This is a genomic window from Paenibacillus sp. FSL K6-4396 (assembly GCF_038002525.1).
In the GTDB taxonomy this organism is placed as follows: Bacteria; Bacillota; Bacilli; order Paenibacillales; family Paenibacillaceae; genus Paenibacillus; species Paenibacillus amylolyticus_B.
Genome location: NZ_JBBOCR010000001.1, coordinates 5,728,424 through 5,748,803, shown reverse-complemented (window position 1 = coordinate 5,748,803; position 20,380 = coordinate 5,728,424). Strand labels below are relative to the sequence as shown.

General features: G+C 46.4%; 20 protein-coding genes. 15 read left to right on the top strand and 5 right to left on the bottom strand.

The window, feature by feature from the left end; translation table 11 throughout:
- Window positions 1-2 precede the first annotated feature (2 nt).
- Together MHB85_RS25155 and MHB85_RS25150 are read left to right on the top strand one after the other, a co-directional pair.
- Window positions 3-719, top strand: a complete 717-nt coding sequence (locus tag MHB85_RS25155; RefSeq protein WP_133387078.1) for a glycosyltransferase — start codon at window positions 3-5, stop codon at window positions 717-719.
- Window positions 720-968: 249 nt separating this feature from the next.
- Window positions 969-1,499 carry a GNAT family N-acetyltransferase gene (locus MHB85_RS25150; protein ID WP_289390273.1) on the top strand — a complete coding sequence of 177 codons (531 nt, stop codon included), beginning with the start codon at window positions 969-971 and terminating at the stop codon, window positions 1,497-1,499.
- 144 nt (window positions 1,500-1,643) lie between these two features.
- Here MHB85_RS25150 and MHB85_RS25145 read toward each other — a convergent pair whose 3' ends face one another.
- Window positions 1,644-1,814 (bottom strand): hypothetical protein, encoded by a 171-nt coding sequence (locus tag MHB85_RS25145; RefSeq protein WP_167483784.1) that lies wholly within the window; start codon window positions 1,812-1,814, stop codon window positions 1,644-1,646.
- Complete coding sequence (locus MHB85_RS25140; RefSeq protein WP_341073869.1) at window positions 1,811-3,049, bottom strand: glycosyltransferase family 4 protein; 1,239 nt, start codon at window positions 3,047-3,049, stop codon at window positions 1,811-1,813. Before MHB85_RS25140 ends, MHB85_RS25145 begins: the two co-directional genes overlap by 4 nt.
- A gap of 186 nt (window positions 3,050-3,235) precedes the next feature.
- Here MHB85_RS25140 and MHB85_RS25135 point away from each other — a divergent pair, with 186 nt between their 5' ends.
- Window positions 3,236-3,595: a hypothetical protein gene (locus MHB85_RS25135; RefSeq protein ID WP_341073868.1), complete on the top strand. Its 360-nt coding sequence runs from the start codon at window positions 3,236-3,238 to the stop codon at window positions 3,593-3,595.
- Between the two features lie 217 nt (window positions 3,596-3,812).
- Window positions 3,813-5,342 (top strand): DHA2 family efflux MFS transporter permease subunit, encoded by a 1,530-nt coding sequence (locus MHB85_RS25130; RefSeq protein WP_223199769.1) that lies wholly within the window; start codon window positions 3,813-3,815, stop codon window positions 5,340-5,342.
- 64 nt (window positions 5,343-5,406) lie between these two features.
- On the opposite strand, the gene MHB85_RS25125 is transcribed toward MHB85_RS25130, so the two are convergent.
- Complete coding sequence (locus MHB85_RS25125; RefSeq protein WP_308737367.1) at window positions 5,407-6,489, bottom strand: glycosyltransferase family 4 protein; 1,083 nt, start codon at window positions 6,487-6,489, stop codon at window positions 5,407-5,409.
- Between the two features lie 428 nt (window positions 6,490-6,917).
- Between MHB85_RS25125 and MHB85_RS25120 the strand changes: the two genes are divergently transcribed.
- The 7 genes from MHB85_RS25120 to MHB85_RS25090 all read left to right on the top strand — a co-directional run bounded on the left by MHB85_RS25120 (window position 6,918) and on the right by MHB85_RS25090 (window position 13,841).
- Window positions 6,918-8,054 (top strand): ABC transporter ATP-binding protein, encoded by a 1,137-nt coding sequence (locus tag MHB85_RS25120; RefSeq protein ID WP_091020909.1) that lies wholly within the window; start codon window positions 6,918-6,920, stop codon window positions 8,052-8,054.
- On the top strand, window positions 8,051-8,767 hold the full coding sequence (locus tag MHB85_RS25115) for an ABC transporter permease subunit (RefSeq protein ID WP_341073867.1): 717 nt from the start codon (window positions 8,051-8,053) through the stop codon (window positions 8,765-8,767). Before MHB85_RS25120 ends, MHB85_RS25115 begins: the two co-directional genes overlap by 4 nt.
- 4 nt (window positions 8,768-8,771) lie before the next feature.
- Window positions 8,772-10,166 (top strand): GldG family protein, encoded by a 1,395-nt coding sequence (locus MHB85_RS25110; protein ID WP_341073865.1) that lies wholly within the window; start codon window positions 8,772-8,774, stop codon window positions 10,164-10,166.
- Complete coding sequence (locus tag MHB85_RS25105) at window positions 10,163-11,179, top strand: DUF4340 domain-containing protein (RefSeq protein WP_192136278.1); 1,017 nt, start codon at window positions 10,163-10,165, stop codon at window positions 11,177-11,179. The genes MHB85_RS25110 and MHB85_RS25105 overlap by 4 nt, the downstream gene beginning before the upstream one ends.
- Before the next feature lie 35 nt (window positions 11,180-11,214).
- A complete protein-coding gene (locus MHB85_RS25100; protein WP_105601181.1) occupies window positions 11,215-12,381 on the top strand; it encodes a YhcN/YlaJ family sporulation lipoprotein in 1,167 nt (388 codons plus the stop codon).
- A 243-nt stretch (window positions 12,382-12,624) separates the two neighbouring features.
- A complete protein-coding gene (locus MHB85_RS25095) occupies window positions 12,625-12,849 on the top strand; it encodes a helix-turn-helix domain-containing protein (protein WP_017692532.1) in 225 nt (74 codons plus the stop codon).
- Between the two features lie 452 nt (window positions 12,850-13,301).
- Window positions 13,302-13,841 (top strand): DUF4303 domain-containing protein, encoded by a 540-nt coding sequence (locus MHB85_RS25090; RefSeq protein WP_192136277.1) that lies wholly within the window; start codon window positions 13,302-13,304, stop codon window positions 13,839-13,841.
- A 159-nt stretch (window positions 13,842-14,000) separates the two neighbouring features.
- Here the strand turns inward: MHB85_RS25090 and MHB85_RS25085 are convergent, their stop codons facing one another.
- Window positions 14,001-14,345 (bottom strand): hypothetical protein, encoded by a 345-nt coding sequence (locus MHB85_RS25085; protein WP_192136276.1) that lies wholly within the window; start codon window positions 14,343-14,345, stop codon window positions 14,001-14,003.
- A gap of 226 nt (window positions 14,346-14,571) precedes the next feature.
- Between MHB85_RS25085 and MHB85_RS25080 the strand changes: the two genes are divergently transcribed.
- From MHB85_RS25080 to MHB85_RS25065, 4 genes are all read left to right on the top strand, one after another.
- The gene (locus MHB85_RS25080; protein ID WP_091020915.1) at window positions 14,572-15,435 is read left to right on the top strand and encodes a MurR/RpiR family transcriptional regulator; all 864 of its coding nucleotides are present in this window, start codon (window positions 14,572-14,574) and stop codon (window positions 15,433-15,435) included.
- 9 nt (window positions 15,436-15,444) lie between these two features.
- A complete protein-coding gene (gene nagB, locus MHB85_RS25075) occupies window positions 15,445-16,173 on the top strand; it encodes a glucosamine-6-phosphate deaminase (protein ID WP_091020929.1) in 729 nt (242 codons plus the stop codon).
- Window positions 16,170-17,390: an N-acetylglucosamine-6-phosphate deacetylase gene (nagA, locus tag MHB85_RS25070; protein WP_341073864.1), complete on the top strand. Its 1,221-nt coding sequence runs from the start codon at window positions 16,170-16,172 to the stop codon at window positions 17,388-17,390. Before nagB ends, nagA begins: the two co-directional genes overlap by 4 nt.
- A 163-nt stretch (window positions 17,391-17,553) precedes the next feature.
- Window positions 17,554-17,925, top strand: coding sequence for a hypothetical protein (locus MHB85_RS25065; RefSeq protein WP_091020917.1), 372 nt, complete (start codon window positions 17,554-17,556; stop codon window positions 17,923-17,925).
- A gap of 799 nt (window positions 17,926-18,724) precedes the next feature.
- Here MHB85_RS25065 and MHB85_RS25060 read toward each other — a convergent pair.
- On the bottom strand, window positions 18,725-20,311 hold the full coding sequence (locus MHB85_RS25060; RefSeq protein ID WP_341073862.1) for an oleate hydratase: 1,587 nt from the start codon (window positions 20,309-20,311) through the stop codon (window positions 18,725-18,727).
- Window positions 20,312-20,380 lie beyond the last annotated feature (69 nt).

The following is a 20,380-nucleotide window of genomic DNA, read 5'->3' as shown; positions in this document are numbered from 1 at the left end:
GAATGGAGCCAAAAGTATCGATCGTCATTCCTTTTTACAATTGTGCTTATATCGAGCAGGCTGTTCACAGTGCCATTCACCAGACGTATCAACATATTGAAGTCATCGTGGTGGATGATGGGTCAACCGAGCACGTGGAGAAGCTACAACCATTCATGGATTCCATCCGCTATATTCACAAAGAAAACGGTGGAACCGCGACAGCATTAAATGAGGGCATCAAACATGCAACAGGGGATTACTTTGTCTGGCTCAGCTCGGATGATGTGATGCTGCTGGATCGGGTGGAGAAACAACTGAAGTTTATGCGAGAGGTCAAGGCTTCATTCTGCCATGGTGCCTACCATTATGTGAATGAGAAGAGTGAATGGTTGGATACGGTGCATCCGGAAGTGGGAAGTCGTCTGGAGATGTTGCAGGTACTGCTGGAAGGTTGTCCGATCAACGGCTGTACTGTCATGTTAGAGATGGAAGCATTTGAGCGGTTTGGACTGTTCGATACTGATTTTCGCTACACCCATGACTATGAGATGTGGATGAGGCTGTTTCCAATGTATGAGCTGTTCTACTACAATGAACCTCTGATGTGTTACCGATTGCATGAGTCGATGGGTACCAAACGTCACTTCAAGGCACTGGTTGCCGAGATGGAAAAAGTTCAAGAGAAGCATAGACCTATTTTACTCAATTTGCTTCAGGTTGGCGGGTATTGGAAGTAGATGGATTTGGCAATGATGGCTGAGTGGATTAGTTTTTAAAATGGTAGGAGAGCACCTTTATGAAGCACTTTTAATGTGCTATAAGTGGGGAGCTCTTTTTTTGTTCCATGGACGATCCGTGGATAGAAATATAGATGGGTTGCTGAAGTCTCTGTATAATGAAATGATTCATACACGGAAGGGACTGGACTATGCGCAGATATCAATATCTTAAACCGAATCATTAATAAACTAATGGAGGTAAAAGAATTGATTACAGAGTTACACACAGAACGGTTATATTTGCGAAAAATGAACGTATCGGATTCGGCCAGCTTGTTTAAGATTTGGTCTGATCCGGATGTTACTAGATTCATGAATATCAGTCATTTTACGGATGAGAATCAAGCTATAGCGATGATTAATCTTCTGAATGATCTTTCTCAGGATAACAAGGCTATTCGGTTCTCCATCATTGCGCAAGAGTCCAACGAAATCATAGGTTCATGTGGTTATAATTCGCTGGATTTTGACAATCTTAAAGCAGAAATTGGGTATGATATTGCCAGATCACACTGGGGAAAAGGATATGCTACGGAAGCGATCTCTTCTTTATTAGCTCACGCCTTCTCGACTATGAAGCTGAATCGAATTGAAGCAAAGGTTGACCCCCATAATGTGAATTCAATCAAGCTATTACAAAAGCTAAATTTCACATATGAAGGCACTCTCAGAGCATACGAGAGGGTAGGCGAAACGTTCATTGATCTGAATATGTATTCCAAGTTGGCGACAGATTAATAAGATCTGTAATAGCGTGTTCTCGGTCCATTAGAACACATTTGAAGCGAGCAAGGGGTGTCCTCAGTCATTCATATGACAGATGGGACACCCCTTGTTTGATATTTCGGCATGTTATATAAAGACGGCATATCATTGGACGACTCAATCTTTTGAATTCATGATCGCCATGGATGCAGGATCGGGAAATACATATCCTTTAGGCAGCTTTTTCATCAATTCATTCATTACAGCGTAATCCACGTCGATGTGAGGTGTGGAAACTGGAGTCGAAAACCAGCGGTTGTACAGATCACTCGGTACAAGTAACGTCATATCGTAAGTCCTCCTCTGTAGATGGCTTCTTGGTAGACTTGAAATGTACGCAATCCCATCACTTCCAGTGAACGGTGTTGTTCAGCCCAGGCTTTCGCCGCCGCACCCACTGTTCTCCGGGTAACATTATCCTCAAGTAGTGCATCCAACAGTTCACGGAGCGAGTCGACATCCTGCGGAGGAACAACCCATCCCGTACGTCCAGGTTCAACCATCTCGGGCATGCCGGCTGTGCCACTGACGATAACAGGTACACCCGCAAGTTGCGCTTCGGTAACGGAGAACGGCTGGGTGTCCTGCAGGCTGGGCTGGACATAGATATCTGCATGGCGCAGGAAGGAAGGAATATTGTCCAACTTGCCCCAGAACACAACATCCGCTCCAATACCCGTTGACGCGGCCTGTGCTCGCAATTCATCGGTTAGATTGCCTTCACCTGCGATCCAGCAGACCCAATCAGAACGTTTATTTTTCAGACTGGCTAAGGCCTTGATTAACACATGAACACCCTTGATGTATTCAAGTCGTCCGGTAAAGGCAATGACTTTCTTGCCCGCAGGTGGTCGCTGGCGGAACTTCACAGCTGCTGAGGCACGGTAGGCTGGGAGATCTACAGCATAGGGAATCTGTCTGAACTTTGATTCAGGAACGGCAAGTTCTGTAAGCGTACTCTTGATCCAGTGGCTTGACACGAGAATGAGCTCGGACTGTGCTGCACTTCTCTCTTCCAATGAGAGAAAATAACGTCCACGCTTGGATTGCAAATATGAAGGGAGAGTAAGCTGTGGGTTGGAATTTTGTGCATCGTAAAAGGCTTCGCGTGCAAGAGCGCCATGATAGCTTGTAACCAGTGGGATATTGCGGTTCAAGATGCGTTTTATGGATACGGCAGCTACTGGATCTTGCGCATGAATAACGTCGTAGTGGTCCACACCCAGATAAGCGGCTGCCATCTCGAAGGCATATCTATTCAGTTCATAATAAGCGAGAAGAGGATCGGCAGTGAATTGTGGCAGATCAGTCGGATTGAGTTTGGCTTGCAGCATGGGCCACACCTTATCCTTGGAGAAAGCGCGGTTCAGATTACGAACATATACTTCGTTATTGGCGCCATTTGTGCCCATGATATCAACCTCTACACCAAGTGCGATCAGCCTGTCGGCCAGTTGTTTAACATATGTCCATATGCCTCCCATATGTGTAAGCTCCCAATACGTAACGAGCAGAACTTTCATAGCTACCTCCTTGTCACGGCCTGCACCGGCCGAGCTTCTATCCTTTTATTCTATGAAAAAAGAGGACCGGAAGGTCGGGCATTTCCGTGCAATTGGTCGAAAATGGGTGAATGCAAATGGCAATGGACGAGAGGAAGCATATCCTATGTACAGGAAGGTTCATGTGCTCCAAAGGAGGGATCTACAGTGGCGGTATATTTACTTGAGATTCATGAGAATCTGTTACAGACATTTGTTCCCGTCAAGTACATGGATGTGGAGTTGGCCTATGTGGGCGGCGAGGAAGGGACGGATGTATTTGTTGGTGGAGCCAGCATGCACGGAGAACTGTACCGACACCTTTTTCACCTAACGTCAAATTCGGGGGGGGCGGGCGGTAATCAGGTCATTCATAATCTGGATGTGTCATCCGAGCCTTATGAACTGAGGATCATCAGCAACAGTTCTTCACCAAATCATCTGGTTATTCGAATATATTGCAGAAGTATTCACGGTCAGACATTGGGCATACTGTCAGAACATCAGATGATGAAGCTTGCAGATTGATATGGACATCATTGCATAATCATGATTAACCAACGTGTGGAGCAGGGAAGGTGCCTGTTCCATTTTTTTGTGGTGCATCCATAGAGAATTGTCTGAAAAAATAGCTTGACAGCAAAGGTATTTTCATTAGAATTAGATCAGTATTAAACGAAAGTTTAAAACGACGATTTAAAACGATAGTTTGAAATTGGTCGTCAATATAGGCCGAGTGAGACGCATGGCTAAACCTGCGATCTCCTGGCTGGAAAAGAGTGTGGAGAACGTGAAAGAACAAACAGCAGTATCCCAGGAGCCCGCAGAGTTTTCAATCAAAACGATTATACTGCCACTCCTGGCTATTATCGTCGGTATGATCATGGTTATACTGGACAGCACGGTGGTGAACGTGGCCATTCCGAATCTGGTTCAATATTTCGAGACCGACCTGAAGACCATTCAATGGACGGTTACGGGTTACACCTTGGCTTTGTCTGCAGTTATTCCACTGGCAGGCTGGTTAACGGACCGTTTTGGTGCCAAAAGAGTATTTCTGTTCACGATTGCCATGTTTACCTTGGGTTCTGTATTATGCTCGATCGCTCAATCACCTGAGCAATTGATCATTTACCGTATCATTCAAGGCCTTGGTGGAGGCATGGTTGCTCCTATTGGTATGGCCATGGTCTTTCGTCTGGCTCCGCCTGAGCGAAGAGGTTCCATCATGGGGATGCTGGGAATTCCGATGTTGCTTGCCCCTGCATTGGGTCCGGTGTTGTCCGGGTGGTTTATTGAATCACTGAGCTGGCACTGGATCTTCCTGATTAACTTGCCAATAGGTATTGCAGCTTTCATTCTATGTATCAAATTTTTGCCCGATACAGATCGTGGACGCACACCTGCACTGGATCTGCTCGGCATGATTCTGGCGCCAATTGCGTTCTCGATGCTCGCTTACGGTGTGAGTGAGGGCGGAACGAGCTGGACGTCTGCAACAACTTTGACGGGTGTCATTGTGGGTGGTGTAGCGCTCATTTTGTTCATTATTGTGGAGCTTCGTCATCAAAATCCATTGCTCGAACTCCGGGTATTCAAATCATCTGATTTCTCACGGGGAATTATTCTCGCATGGGTGTCACAAGTGGCGCTATTCGGTGCCATGATCCTGATCCCGCTTTATTTGCAGCAGATCAAAGGGTACACTGCACTGGAAACAGGATTGATTTTACTGCCACAGGCGTTGGCTTCCGGAGTGGGTATGCCGCTCGGTGGTCGGTTGTTTGATAAAATCGGTGCTCGACCTCTGGCTTTTGTGGGTCTCGGTATTATCTCGGGAGCATTGTTTATTCTGTCCTCCATTACGGCAGAGACAGGTCTTGGCCTGATTATAACAGCTCTGGTCATGATGGGTCTGGGTATGGGCCTGTCCATGATGCCACTCAATACGCATGTATTAAATGCTGCACCGCGTAAGTTGGTTGGACGGGTGACACCGCTCACGGCTGCTGCACAGCAAGTGGTCGTGTCCTTTGCGGTTGCAGGGCTTACAGGCTTCCTTACTTCAAGAATCGCAGACAACACAACGAGTACAGAGCCGACCGCTATCGTTCATGGTTTGGTGGCTGGTTTCAATGATACGTTCTTCCTGGCCGCTTGTATTGCATTGTTCGGATGTTTGCTCAGTCTGATTCTGCGCAAACCTAAGCCGATGCCGGAAGAAGAACTTCAAAATGGCGACAAGCCTGATCCCGCGATGATGATGGGACACTAAGACTTTTAATAAAAACAGAGTAAGGCAGTTCAGAGAATCTTGCTGAACTGCCTTTTTGTTATGCTCAATGGAAAATTCGCAGTGCTGTCATCATTTCACGGAAAGAAATGGCATATCGATCGGGTGAGAAAGACAAGCTCATATGCTGTCTGCCCTGAATGCGAATATATTCCCGCAGTTTCTTGTTCTTCATGAGGTCTCTTGCTTCGGCTACGGCCGCCTTTACATCTCCAATTGGATAAAACTTTCCAGTCTTATTATGTGTGATAAATGAGCGCACTCCATCTGAATCTGTGCTGAGCACAGGGCAGCCACAGCTAATGGCTTCAGCGACGGCATAACCGAATCCTTCAAGCAGGGAAGTGGATAACATGATGCCCCCTGAAGCGGCAATCATGGAATAATATGCAGGCATCTGAGAATGAGGAACATTGATGAAGATCCCAATCCGATCCTCAAGCCCGTATTCTGCCAGCATGTGCCGGAACATGACCTCATCTTCTGGATTAGCCAAAGTTGGATCGTGGAATAACCATAGTCTGGCTTCCGGATTTTTTTTGACGATTTCACTCGATATGATTAAATATTCACGCCAGTTTTTATTGTGTTCAAGTCGTCCTACCCAAGCCAGCACCGGATAGGGTGGGGTATCCACCAAGATTGGTGCGAAGGTGTCGGTATCCAGCATATTGGGAATAACAAACCGATGAAGCCAAGGACAGATATGAATGAACATATCTAGCAGGTGATCTGTGGGAGGTATAACGGCAGCATCACAATGGGCTTGAAGGTAAGGGACACCCATCTGTATCGTTTCCAGAGCCTGATCGCGTGTTCCAAGTCCCTGCGCTTCAAAAATAATTCGTCCGGTAAAACCAAGTCCTCTCAAGCGGCCGGGCATAGCGATGTCTGAAGTGGCAATGATGGCATCATAATGATGAGTATGAATGATATGATGGATATCCTCGTCACTGGACGCGGTGAAAATGGGCGTATCACTGTTGTTCTGCAATCCCGAGCCTGTGTTGAGATACAATAGGTGCGCTTCAATGCCATGGCGTTTCAGAACAGCGGTGCGCAGTCGATTTAACGTATCCACGCCACCGCTCGGAACATAAAACGTGAATAATACTTTCACACGATTCACCCTCTGACTTTTGGTCAGGAGCACATTCTCCTGTACTCTATGTTACGTTGGCTTTAAGCGCAGGGTGTGGGTGTTGACCAGAATGTTCACATTTTGGACAAATATTTTTAAGCTGTCTTTTAAGTGTCATTAAGCTGAGGCTAGGATACCTCACGTAAGATACAAGGAACTTCCCGTGTCTATCATCTATTACATAAGTTCAACGTAACATTTACACGATAACGGAGAGGGCAGAAATAACTTGAAGAAGCGAAGCGTTCACCTTTATCAGCGGATTTTTCCTTCTGAAATGAAGGAATCAAAAAAATCTGGGGATAACAGTGATCGGAAGGTTATTCTGCCATCGGAGTGCAAGTGTAAATATTTTCAGTTGAATTTATATAACGAACGATGGTGCACGGGTATTTTAACGGGAAAGGATGAATGATGTGCTCGAAGTGAAACAGGTCAGCAAAGTTTACGAAGGGCAACGCGGCGTACATCAACTGGATTTCACCATGGAACGTGGTGAGATTGTTGGCTTTCTCGGACCCAATGGTGCCGGAAAAACAACAACGATGCGTATGATTACAGGCTATGTGCATCCAACCGCGGGTTCCATTATGGTGGATGGGGTATCGGTGCATGAACAGGGCCAGCGTGTTCGTTCCAAGATTGGGTATCTGCCTGAAACGCCGCCACTGTATCCGGATATGACGGTGCAGTCCTATCTTAAATTCGTAGCCAATTTGCGAGATGTCCCGGCACGTGAGGTTAAGCTGCGGGTCAGTGAGATGGTTAGCAGACTGGGACTTCAGGGTCGGGAAAGACAAATGGTACGTGGGTTATCCAAAGGATACAAACAACGCCTTGGGCTGGCAGGAGCCATTATTCACAAGCCAGATCTGCTGGTTCTGGATGAGCCAACATCGGGGCTTGATCCAAATCAGATTATCGAGATCCGGGATTTAATACGAGAACTGGGGGAGAACCATACGGTGCTGCTCAGTACGCATATTTTGCCTGAAGTGAGCACACTCTGTAATCGAATGTTGATCATCAATCAGGGGCAGCTCGTGCTGGATGGTTCACCTCAGCATTTCGGATCAGCAATGGGGGATCAATTCAAAGTGTCGATTGAAGTGAAGGCCACTGCGGAGCAATTACATAATGTGCTGACACCATGGGAGAAGGTGCGGAGTGAAGTCATTCAAGCGTCGGATGCGAATACAGCCAAAGATACTTCACTTAATTCAGATTCGGCGAATACGGTTAAAATGCTGCTTACTGGAGAAAACTCGGAAGATTTCCGGGAGGAGCTGTTCTACCTTTTGTCAGGTGCAGGATTACCGATACTGGAGATGAAGAAGGAGAACCTGAGTCTGGAGCAAATCTTCCTGAAGCTGACCACAACCGAGGCAACAGACACAGACGCAAATTCGGCAGATGTGGATAAGGTTGCTGACGCAGAGATGGATCAGGAGGACGTATCTTCGGACAACGACCTGTCGAGTATATCGGGAACATCAACGAGTACATCAACGGATGCTTCGTCCCATTCCAGCAAAAGGGAGGACTCCAAATGAGACGAATGATGGCGGTATGCAACAAAGAGCTGCAAGCTTATTTTCTGTCACCAACGTCCTATTTTGCTTTTGCCGTATATGTACTGATGACCAGTCTGCTGTTCTATTCAAGCTTTGTATATTACCAGCCGAGTATTGTCGATTACCGTCTCGTGTTGGGCGATACGTTGTCCATGCTGCTGTTTGTTGTGCCATTGTTAACGATGCGACTGGTTGCAGAGGAATTCAGACAGGGAACAGATGAATTGTTGCTGACTTCTCCTGCACGTGTAACAGAAATTATTTTTGGCAAATATCTTGCTTCTCTGGCCATTCTGGTTGTGCTCATCCTGTGTAGTCTGGTATACCCATTCATCATGTCGTTCTATGGGACATTGGATATGACGACGGTATGGATGTCTGCGCTGGGGTTATTTTTCCTGGGCGGAAGCATGATGGCGATTGGACTGTTCGCTTCTACATTATCCCAGCATCAGATGGTGTCTGCGGTGGCGGGTTTTATTATTTTGCTCGTTTTGTGGATGCTTGATTCATTTGCAGGCAATACAGGTTCTGTTTTACAGCAGTGGCTGGACCCGTTTGCTCTGACCAACCGGTTCGACAGCTTCATGAAAGGTGTGCTTAGTGGGCCGGATATCTTGTTTTATGTCACCCTTTCGGGTGTGTTTCTGCTGTTAAGCATTCAAATTGTCGAACGGAAGCGGTGGAGGTGAGAAGATGAAAAAATGGTTAAGTCATACCAACAGTACCGTGCTGTCCGTAGCGGTGATTGGCATCTTTATTTTGCTAACACTGTTCCTGAATTCACTTGGCGGCTTCCAGCTCGATCTGACCTCGAACAAACAATACACGTTATCTGACCAGTCCCTTACTGCGATCAAAAATGTGAAGGATGACGTCAACATTCTGGTGTTAACTGTCGAAAATGCCAACAACACCGTCCTGAACCGTGAGGTCACGGATATGGTCGAGGAATACACGAAACGCAATAGCAAGTTGAAAATAAAACAATATAATCTGACGCAGGAACCTGCGCTTGCATCCAAATATGGCATAACAGGCAGCTCCATTGTGCTGGAGCAGGGAGATCAACACAAAGTGATTGATATCGCCAGTTTGTTCACCGCGACAGGTGACGGAAATGACGGATCATATCAGTTCACAGGTGAGGAAAAACTTACGCAGGCGCTCATGAATATGTCATCCACGGAGATGCACAAAATGGTCTTTTTGACTGGACATGAAGAGTTGAGTCTAGCTCAGATGACTACGCTGCAATCCTCCTTGGAACAAAATAATGTGCAAACGGAAGAATTGCAGCTGAATCAGGCTGGCAAGGTTCCCGAGGATGCAGATGTGCTCGCTATTATTGGTCCACAACGTGATCTCAGTGATACCGAAATGAAAGCCATTCGCACCTATCTGAGTAATGGAGGCAAGCTGTTATTATCCCTCGGATTTGTGGAAGATATGAAATCCAGTTGGAAAAACATCGATGCCCTCATGGCTGACTATGGCGTCGTTGATGAGCATGCGGTCATGGTGGATAATCAGCAAGCCAGTACGATGGGGCCACTCTGGGTGGTGCCGGAGTACGGTACACATGCAATTACGGACAAACTCGCTGAGAGCCAATTGTATCCGATGTTGTCCTTGTCGATTGCGTTGACCAGCAAAGAACAGGATAAATATACCCTTTCTCCATTAATTCAATCTTCCAGTGACAGTTATGGGGAGACAAATATCGGCGGTTTATTGCAAAATGAAACGACCAATGATCCGGAAAAGGACATTCAAGGTCCAGTGGAATTAGGGTATGCAGCTGATACGAAGGATGGTAAACCGAAGGCGGTTATTCTGGGCTCGTCCATTTTCATGCAGGATTCGGAAATTGCGAATGGTGGCAATCGGGACTTTATTTTGAATACGGTAAACTATTTGAGTGAGAAAGAAAATGGATTGACGATTCGCCCACGGGTACAAGCCGGGTATGAGATGGCATACCTGAATGGCGAACAGGCCAGAACAATTTTCTTCGTGGCTATTGTAGCATTCCCACTCCTCTTTGTTATCATAGGTGTACTCTTATGGTGGAGGCGCAGACGAGTATGAGAAAATGGGTTCCAACAATCCTGGTGGTCATCGTACTGATTGTGGGATGGGTGTACGCGGCCAGTCAAAATTATTTTCGAGAAGAAGAAGCGGCGCAAGCCAAGTTGCTCGGTATTCAATCCGGGGATATTCAATCTATTACAATACATGACACAACGGAGGAGACAGCCGGTACAGCAGCAACTTCGACCCTGACGCTTGAAAATGGTGTATGGCAGATGGTTGAGCCAAAAGCCTATCCTCTGAACGGTTACAGTGTTAGCAATTGGTTAGATGCTCTGAGTGGTGCGAATCAGGAACTGGTGGTGGAAGAAGCGCCAACGGATCTGAATAAGTATGGATTAGGAACAGATGCTACACGTATGGATATCAAACTTAAAGATAATCGGGAGATCAAATTGGCTATTGGTGGCCAGCTTCCAGCAGATGACGCACGATATGTGCGCGTAGATGAGGGTCCCGTGGTTGCCGTACAGACAGAGGCGATTACCAACATAGCTTTGTCTCGTCGTGATTTGTTGGATACTACACCGTTCAACATGGATGAGACAAATGTTGGATCTCTGGAGTGGGAAGGTGAAGCAGCTACCTGGTTGTTAACATCAACATCGGAGAACGATGCGGCAGAGCAGGCCTGGACACTGAATGGAAAAACGATTGATTCCACAGACGCCATATCCCTTATCGGTAAAATCAAAAACCTGTCAACAGCAGATGATGTGCGCAAAGCTTCCGAGCTGAAAGGTACTGTTCCACGATTCACCCTGTCTGTTGAACAGACGGTAAATGGCCAACAAGTTCGAGATGTGTATCGGGGGCTTACGGTACCATCCAAACCGGATCAGATTTGGGTCATTACGCCGGATGGTCGATGGGCATATGGCATGGATGCGACAAGTCTAACGGAAGCAGAGAAATTCCCGGATACAATTAAAGCATCCACAACTTCTTCGAAAGAGTCGTCGAGTTCTGCACATGACGCAACAACTTCCTCATCAACAGACGGGAAATGAGCGGGGCGGAAGATAAGTGATATTATTGTGTTGAGATGCAAGTATTATTTGGAGGCAGTGCTGTGAACGCAGCACTGTTTTTTATTTTATATAGCGAAGAAACACCTGAATCTACAGGGAAAGGTACCATATCCTTTCAGCATATCGGTACGTACAGAAGCGCATCCTATCTTTGTGACCAAAACCAACATACATTGGAGGATGAGTACATGCCAGCAGTCAAAAAGGCAACAGCTATTACGTTATCATTATCTACTGCAATCTTTGTAATGGCCGGTTTGACAGGTTGTGGCACGAATCGGGACACCAACAATATGCATACGCAAAGTGTTCGTCAGCAAGCCAACGGCATTAACCGTTATGGTGTGGAAACAAATGGAATGGATGGCATCCGTGCGAAAAGTTATCGCATGCATAATGTGACTGACCTGAAATCCAGTGAAGAGCTTGCAAAACGTATCACGGAGATGAAGGAAGTTAAATCCGCCCGTGTCATGTTAACGGATCGTAATGCTTATGTGGCGGTTCGTTTGGCAGATGGTCATGCAGGCAAGTTGGAAAGCAAGTCCAATGGTCGTACGAGCATGCTGTCTGGAACAATGCGTAATCATGCCAGTGATACCATGCGTGGGGGCAACATGAATCACGATATGGGTGGTATGCGTGTGAATGGTGGTACGGGCACAATGTCTCCGTACAGCACTAGCGGAATTGCTCCAGGACTGAACACGAATTCAGCAACGGATCGCAGCCATATGGGGAATGACCGCAGCATCTATGGAACCATGGGTACAGGCGCCGTTGGTATGATGCGTGGTCTGACAAACAGCGGCAAAGCACGTGGGACGGACGATGGGCATTATGGTATGAAAAGTGAGGGACAACGTGTAGATAGCACGGACGATAACACATCAGCTGAGATTAAGGGTAAGATTTCAGCCAAAATCAAGCAGTTTGCACCAAACATCGAGAATGTATATGTATCAGCCAATCCGGAATTTGTGGAGCATGTCGAGAACTATGCCACAGATATTCGTAATGGTAAGCCAGTCAGTGGCATGATCGATACGTTCCAATCGATGGTGGAGCGCATTTTCCCAACGAACGGTACAGGTATGAATCACCGCGATGGTATCCTTGACGATGGCCTGATGAACCGTAATCACAATGATGGCGGCATGATGAACCGAATGAATCGGTAGTTTTTTAAGACATGAACAAGTGTGCCTTTGCGCAGATGGTAACATCCGCTGCAGAGGCATGTTTGTTTTACATGATCGAATACATAGACAATTGCATACGTTCTCTTTGGACAATGAATCACATGTTTACTGCCCATTTTTCTTATAAAACTGAACCAACGCCCTTGACCTGACATAAGATGAGTTGACTGTATCCCCTTAACCTTGTTACACCAACACAACCCGAGCAAGGAGGGGTGAACATTGAAGGGTATCGATCATAAAAGCAAATTTTTGTTGACCCACCGTGAACGCGAAGTATTCGAATTACTGGTTCAAGACAAAACAACGCGTGACATCGCAGGGCAGTTATTCATCAGCGAGAAAACGGTGCGTAACCATATTTCGAATGTGATGCAGAAACTCAATGTTAAGGGTCGTTCGCAGGCAGTTGTCGAGCTGATTAAGCTTGGAGAACTGAAGATTTAGTTGCGAATTACAGTTAGGATTAAGTAGCAGCATGAAAGCCTTTCTCTATTCTTTGTCATGAAGAATGGGGCAAGGCTTTTCTGCTGCTAAGGACCATGAAATGAAGGAGTCGATACTAAATTGAGGGAAGATCCGAAACGTAGCATCGCTTGTTTTCATTATTTTAGTAGATCATAATGATTACATATATGAAGATAAACAATGGTTTGAACGGACGAGTGGGTTCTTAAATCACATTTCCATCAGTTAGACTATACAGTTACACTAGAACGGAGAGGGCAGAAATGACCTGAAGAAGCGGAGCGGTCGCCTTTATCCGCAGATTTCCACTTTTATAAAAGTGATACAAGAAATCTGGGGATAACAGTGATCGGAAGGTTATTCTGTGCATTGAAGTGGCAGGTGTAACTACTCGGTATTCAACTTATATAAAACATGAAAGGATGAGCTAAATGGACCGCTTTTTAAGTGAATTTGAAAATCAATTTCGAGCGGGTTTTCTACCCGATTTGGAACAAACTCTGGCTAAGGTAGAGCATGAGAAAGCATACGCTTGTGTATTTGGAACGGACAGTGATTGGGTAACGCTGTTTATGGCGGTGAATACCGAGGAATCCCTGGCTAGGCACATTTCGAGTATGAAAGAGCAAGGGTTGTGTGATAGTGAGGAGGACGAGATCTATTACAGATGGGGCTGCTCCGAATATCAGTATGGCGAGGATACGCACTTTAACCATATCAGCCGATTGTTGTATGCAACAGAGGAGGTCCAGAAGTACAAGGATGAGATCATTCGAATCATCGCCAAAGTTGCCAATGAGACAACGGATGACGTTTTTGCTCGATATGGACAAACGAAAGCAGACATTACGTTCTTTGTTTCTCTCACAGATGACGATCTGGCGGAGGAGATTGAGAATCAATCGGTTCATCAAATGACTGTACCCGGCTTAGTCAGCACGTTCTTAAAACGATATGATGACATGAATTAGAACGAGTTAACTTGAGTTGAAACTTCTTCGAATTGAACTGAATCGTTGTACCGCGAAAGTCGTTTCTATTCTTTCATCCAAAGAAGAGAAGAGGCTTTTTTGTTTTAGCATGAAAAAATGAAACAAGCGAATTCATATCAATTTATCACGTATTGATTCCTATTCATTATTCATTTGAATGAACGTCCTCCATTTTTTCTTCGAAAATGGCTGATAAAAGAGCTGCTCCAGTTCCTCAAACTGTACTTCGTTCAGATGAAGATGGAGTGCTCTTTTCGCAATTTTTGCGGCAGGCTGGGAAGCGGATTTCCTTCCTCCGGCTTTTCGTTTGATCGGAATATGAAATTGCAGCAGGTCTTCGAGCTGATTCCAGCCTTCCCAACTCAATCGACCTCCGCGTTTCCAGTCGATGGCATAGAGGGCATAATAGGCGTGACCTTCTGTTGGTTTGGTAGCAATAATCCAGATGGAAGGAATAAGTTTTTTCCGTTGTCTTCGATTCATTGAATGGCTCCTTTTTTAATACGATCATATCTCGATTCTCAATATAAAGGATACCTATGATGTGTATAAAGCAGATGAGTGTCTATACACGTTCAGTATCTTTGCGAAAGTCCTGGGAAATTGCTCTTGATTTACAGGATCGTCTTGATTAGAATAAAGTTATAAAAATGATTTTCTTATTTATTTAAAAATATATAAAAATAATTTTCATAAAAGTGAGGGCCTTATGGCAGCCATATTACGTGCGTTGCAGCAAGAACTGAATAACCTTCCGTCTCAGGAGCGCCGTATTGCGGAAGTCATTATGCAATCTCCATCGGACATTCCCGGCTGGACGATTAGTCATCTGGCAGAGCAGAGTGGAACAAGTGCGGCGACGGTGACCCGCTTTTGCAAGTCGTTTCATTTCAAAGGGTTTCCCGATTTCAAAATGAAGCTTGCCGCAGAATTGTCCCACGCGTCAGAGGAAACGGCGTATCAGGATATTGTCGCGGGCAATTCACTATCCAAAATTGTTGAAGCTATCGAAGCTAACCACCTCGCATCGATTGCAGACACCACCCGCTTACTGGATTTGGGCAGATTGGAGCATGCAGTGCAATTATTGTGCCAGGCTCGCCGCATCGATCTGTACGGTGTGGCTACCTCATCAATTGTTACACAGGATTTCTATCAGAAACTGGTGCGAATCGGCAAAAGCTGTACTGCTTTCTCAGATTCCCACATGCAGATTACATCCGCATCTTCGCTCGCTGAGGGAGATGTGGCAATGGCCGTATCCTATTCAGGCGAAACACCCGAGACCATTGATGCGCTGCATTGTGCCAAACAAGCCGGAGCTTCCACGATTTCACTGACTTCCTATGGAAGTAATACACTCGCAACGGTATCGGATATCCCCCTGTTCACCTCTTCTCTGGAAGAAGGCATGAGGCGTGGAGATATGGCTTCCCGTATTGCACTGCTGCATGTGGTCGATATTTTGTTCACAGGCATGGTAAGTGCCGACTTCGACCGTTTTATCCCCAGACTGGAACAATCCTATCACAATGTACAATCTTATCGAGTCCAACACAACGGAGGTGCCTGACAGATGAAGATGAATATCCGCATTTTTGAAAATGAAGAAGATTTAAACGCCACGGGTGCTGGCGTCATTGCCAGTTTGTTGCAGACCAAACCACGGGCTGTATTGGGGCTCGCAACAGGAAGTTCGCCTGTAGGCATATATAAACAGCTTATCACGTTGTACCAGAAGGGTCTGGTCAGTTTCTCGCAGGCTTCTTCATTCAATCTGGATGAGTATGTAGGACTTCCAACAGAACATCGTGAAAGTTACCGCAGTTTTATGAATGAACAATTATTCCATCATATTGATATGGATCTTGCCAGAACGCAAGTGCCTGATGGTCAGGCTGCAGATCTGGAACAGGAATGTAATTCCTATGAACAACGGTTGGACGATCGTGGACCGGTAGACCTTCAACTGCTGGGCATCGGACATAATGGTCATATTGGCTTCAATGAACCGGGAACGGAGCTGACTGGGCGGACACATGTCGTGGATCTGAAAGACGAGACGCGAAAGGCAAACGCACGCTTCTTTGACAGCATCGATGAGGTTCCGGCTCAGGCGATTACGATGGGTGTTGGTACCATTTTGAAAGCCAAACAGATTCTGCTCATAGCCCGTGGCGAGGAAAAAGCCGAGATTATTCGCGAAGCTTTTATGGGCCCAATCACAACGGCCTGTCCTGCATCGCTATTGCAATGTCATCCAAATGTGGTGGTATTGCTGGACCGTGCAGCAGGGAGGCTGGTGAGATGAGCGGAGAGAATAGCCATGAGCCTGGGAGTCGGCGTGATGAAAGTATTTCTCTTCTTCGGGGCAGGCTGCTCCTTGCAGATGAGATATTGGAAGACGGTGTATTAGCCTGGAGGAATGGAAAAATCCTTTATGCTGGGGTACCAGAAGGTCTTCCTGAACGGATTCGGAGCGAGGCTCTGCCACTGTCAGTACCGGAACGTGGTCTCATTGTGCCTGGATTCATTGATATCCATGTGCATGGTGGGAACGGAGAAGACTTTATGGATTCAAGCCCGGAGGTGTTGGACAAGATCACTTCTTTCCATAGTACGCAGGGTACAACAGCGATGCTTGCGACTTCCATGAGCGCTCCGAAAGAGCGACTGGACAGCGTACTTGCTGAAGTGGACCGCTACCGTTCAGGCGAAATGCCATATGCACAGCTTGAGGGTGTACACCTGGAAGGTCCGTTTTTTAGTCCGAAATGGCCTGGTGCGCAAAATCCGGAACATATCATTCTGCCTGATGTATCCTGGCTTGAAGCATGGGAGAAGCAATATCCCGGTCTAATCCGTCAAGTTACGTTGGCACCGGAACGTGAAGGCGCACTGGAAGTCATCTCGTGGCTGCGTGAACAGCGGATTACAGCGGCACTCGGCCACACGGATGCGACCTATGAAGAGGTCGAACGGGCAGTGGAAGCCGGACTTCATCATGCGGTGCATACGTTCAATGCCATGACACCACTGCATCACCGGCTACCCGGTGCTGCAGGAGCTGTGCTCAGTGATCCGCGTATCAGTGCTGAGGTGATTGCCGATGGTATTCACGTACACCCTGCTGCGATTTCGATCCTGGCTCAGTTGAAGCAACATAGTGATCAACTCGTGTTGATCACAGATGCCATGTCTGCTGCGGGATTGGATGACGGGGAATATAAGATCGGCGACCTGCCCGTCATCGTGAAGCATGGCGAGGCCAGACTGAAGGAAGGCGGCGCACTGGCCGGAAGCACACTGACAATGATTCGCGGTTTCCGTTACCTGGTACAGGAAGTGGGCCTGAGTCTGAACGCTGCATCACGTGCAGCAAGTCTGACCCCGGCACGCCTGCTGGGCATTGATCACCGGACAGGTTCCCTGGTTCAAGGAAAACAGGCAGATATCGTTTTGCTGAATGCGGAGCTGGATATTGAGGGTGTGTGGGTGAAGGGCAGACGGATCGGCGAGTCATATTAAATTTAGAAAATTAGTATCGTGTTGATAACTTTTATTTGTGATCATCGGTCTTCGGAGTTAAAACTTGGCTTTTATCTGTGTAGAGGCAACACCTTGCACAATATGTTAAAATAGATCTCAAAAAGACGGGATCTGCGGATCACGCATAACGGAGGCGTGAAACATGGAACGTAACGCTATGCTCGAACATGATCCGTTCATCACAGTGTTGGCGGAGAAGTTGCACATACACGGATATTATGCCTTTTATGGCGAGCATTACAATGAGACCGATATGGAGCTGTACCGCAGGCATCTGTTCACATCATTCAGCAACATCGTATGGGTAGAGCTGGATGCACGCAAAAAGTATATGATTGTCGATCATCGTGGACGAAACACAGTCATGAAACTGATCGAGGGTATGCTGAACACACGTAGAACACTGCGGGCGAATCAGGCCATGGCGGGGACTGATACGTCTGGCGTCCAGCAGGAGATTTCACATTTATCCAAGCTTGTGCACATGCTGAAGTTCACAACATTCCGGACATAAGCGAAGTGTGATATGTAGGCTGTAATAAGCGGCGTGAGTAGGAAGAGTATAATATGTGGCTCTCATAAGCGATGAGTGACGACGAAAAAATGAAAATAAACACCAAGAACAACCACAAGAGTATACATGAGTAACTAGAGAGTTATAAGTTAAGTTTCAAGAAAGAATGGACTAGGATATCGACAATAACATATCACTGCGATTCCATTCTCATAAGTATTTTTCTATGTAGGTCGCGTAGCGCTAACGAATCTGTGAAGCCTTATTCCAATGATTTTGCAGTCATAGAAAATGTAACTAATCTCAGACACGCTATTTAATGCAATTTAGCGATATTTCGGTACTTAAACATGTCTACAGCGCAAATAAGATGTCTACGATTCGTTAGATTTTCAAACCTGCGAAATTTCGAGTAATAAGGCTTGTGAGGTTCTTTAGACGACAGTTGGCAATCCGATGAAGGCTGTGTGTCGGGCTTGGATAGTAAACGATTAAACGAAAGAGAGTCCTGTCATTGCTGACGGAACTCTCTCTATTTTTTATACAACGACTCCTCAGTTCAGCAACAACCATACTCACTCATTGACTCGTTCAACGGGGATGCAAGCTTCTGAAGCTAACGCATGTAGTAACTCATGACATACTAACTTGGCACAATCAATACAATTAATATAACTAAGCTTCCTAAAGAGCACAAAGTTACTCACCGAATCCTACAGATATCTCCAAAGAACTATCCCCATCCACTGATCAATCCAACCATTTCTTCATACTATATCCGAATCCACTATATAAGCAATTATCTAAACGAAGTCACAAAACTGCTGAACAGCGTCCGAACATCATATTGATACTGGTTGATCGGCTCAATCGGACGGTTCTCTCCGAGAAGAGTGTAGACGGCGATCCGTGCTGCCCGGACCGAATATTCTTCCGTGAATACCACGTCATCGGGAATCTCGCAGAATTGGCTAATAAAGGCCAGGTTGGTGGAGCCTTCAGGCACAACTTTCGGTCTGTCACTGTTCAGTCTAGGCATGAATTGGGCAGTGATGTAGGGCATCATGCAAGGAATACAGTTGGCGGTAGCCATGATCGCCTCTTGATGTTCCTGGAAATGAAGATGGCCGATCAGCTCCTGCATGATCTCTTCCCCGGTACAATCACACATTCTTTTTTTCACGTAGTCGCCCACGTTATCCGGATACAATCCGTAACCCCAGAACACCTTGACATGTTCGGGCTGACCGCGGAAGTGCGGTTGAAAGGCTAGAACGACAGACATGAACCAGCTGGAATCCTTGAACGTAACCAGAGCACCGGTACCTGCCCGGTTGCGTGTGAATTTCTCCATCAAGTCAAAGAAAACCGAATCCTGGAAGGTAACCGTAAACGATTCCCATTTGGACTCATGCACATGATCATTAAATGAAGAAGGATTACCCAGCGTCGGTTTCTTGGCGGCAATGTTCTCCCACAGCTTCCATGAGCTGCCCTTGCCGTTCAGTTTCGGTGCAGAAGTCATGGAGCCGAGGTCGGCTCCTTCGGTCATCGAACCGTTTGTAACAATGACCAGATCGCCTTCTTTAATGTCAATGACCTCCTCGACACCGTCGCGTCGCACATGCATCCGACTTACCGTAATGCCGTCACCGTCTTTGAAATCCAGATCGGTAACCGTACATTTCAGCGTGAAATCTACGCCAAACGGCTCCAGGTAGTTATGCAATGGCAGGATTATCGAGTCATATTGGTTGAACGGTGTGCGGGTGACACCTTCCAGCGTTTGAATTCTTGGGAATTCGTGAAAAAAGCGAAGCATGTATCTTTTGAATTCCACGGCGCTATGCCAAGGCTGGAAAGCGAAGGTGGTCGCCCACATATACCAGAAGTTTGTTTTGAAAAAGTGAGGGCCAAACCAGTCGTTGATTCGCAATTTCCCCAGCGTGTCTTCAGGAGTAATAATCAGCTTGCCCATTGCCAGACGATCGGCCATATCAAACCCCATGGAGAGCACATCTTCGACCTTGCCGTCACGGTTGATGAGCCGCGCATTGGAATGTGTGGGATTGGCATCGTCAAATTCAGTAATCTCCTGTCGCACAGATATGCCCGGACGGTCGATGGAAGGGATGGAAGCCAGCAACTCCCAGAGATTCTCATAGGCCTCATCATTGAGCATCCGTCCACCACGGATGATATACCCTTGATCGGGATTACCAGCGCCGTCATTGCTACCACCGAGAATCGGCATTTCTTCGATAATGTGAATGTGTTCTCCAGGAAAGCCACAATCTCTGACCAGATAAGCTGCACCCGCCAAAGATGCAATGCCGCCGCCTACAAAATAGACCTGTTTATTACCATGTTCTTTCTTCACGATCATTCGCCTCCAAAAGTTACTGTAATCACATCCCTAATGTAAACCTTGCAGGTTCCGTAAGGTATGATCAAA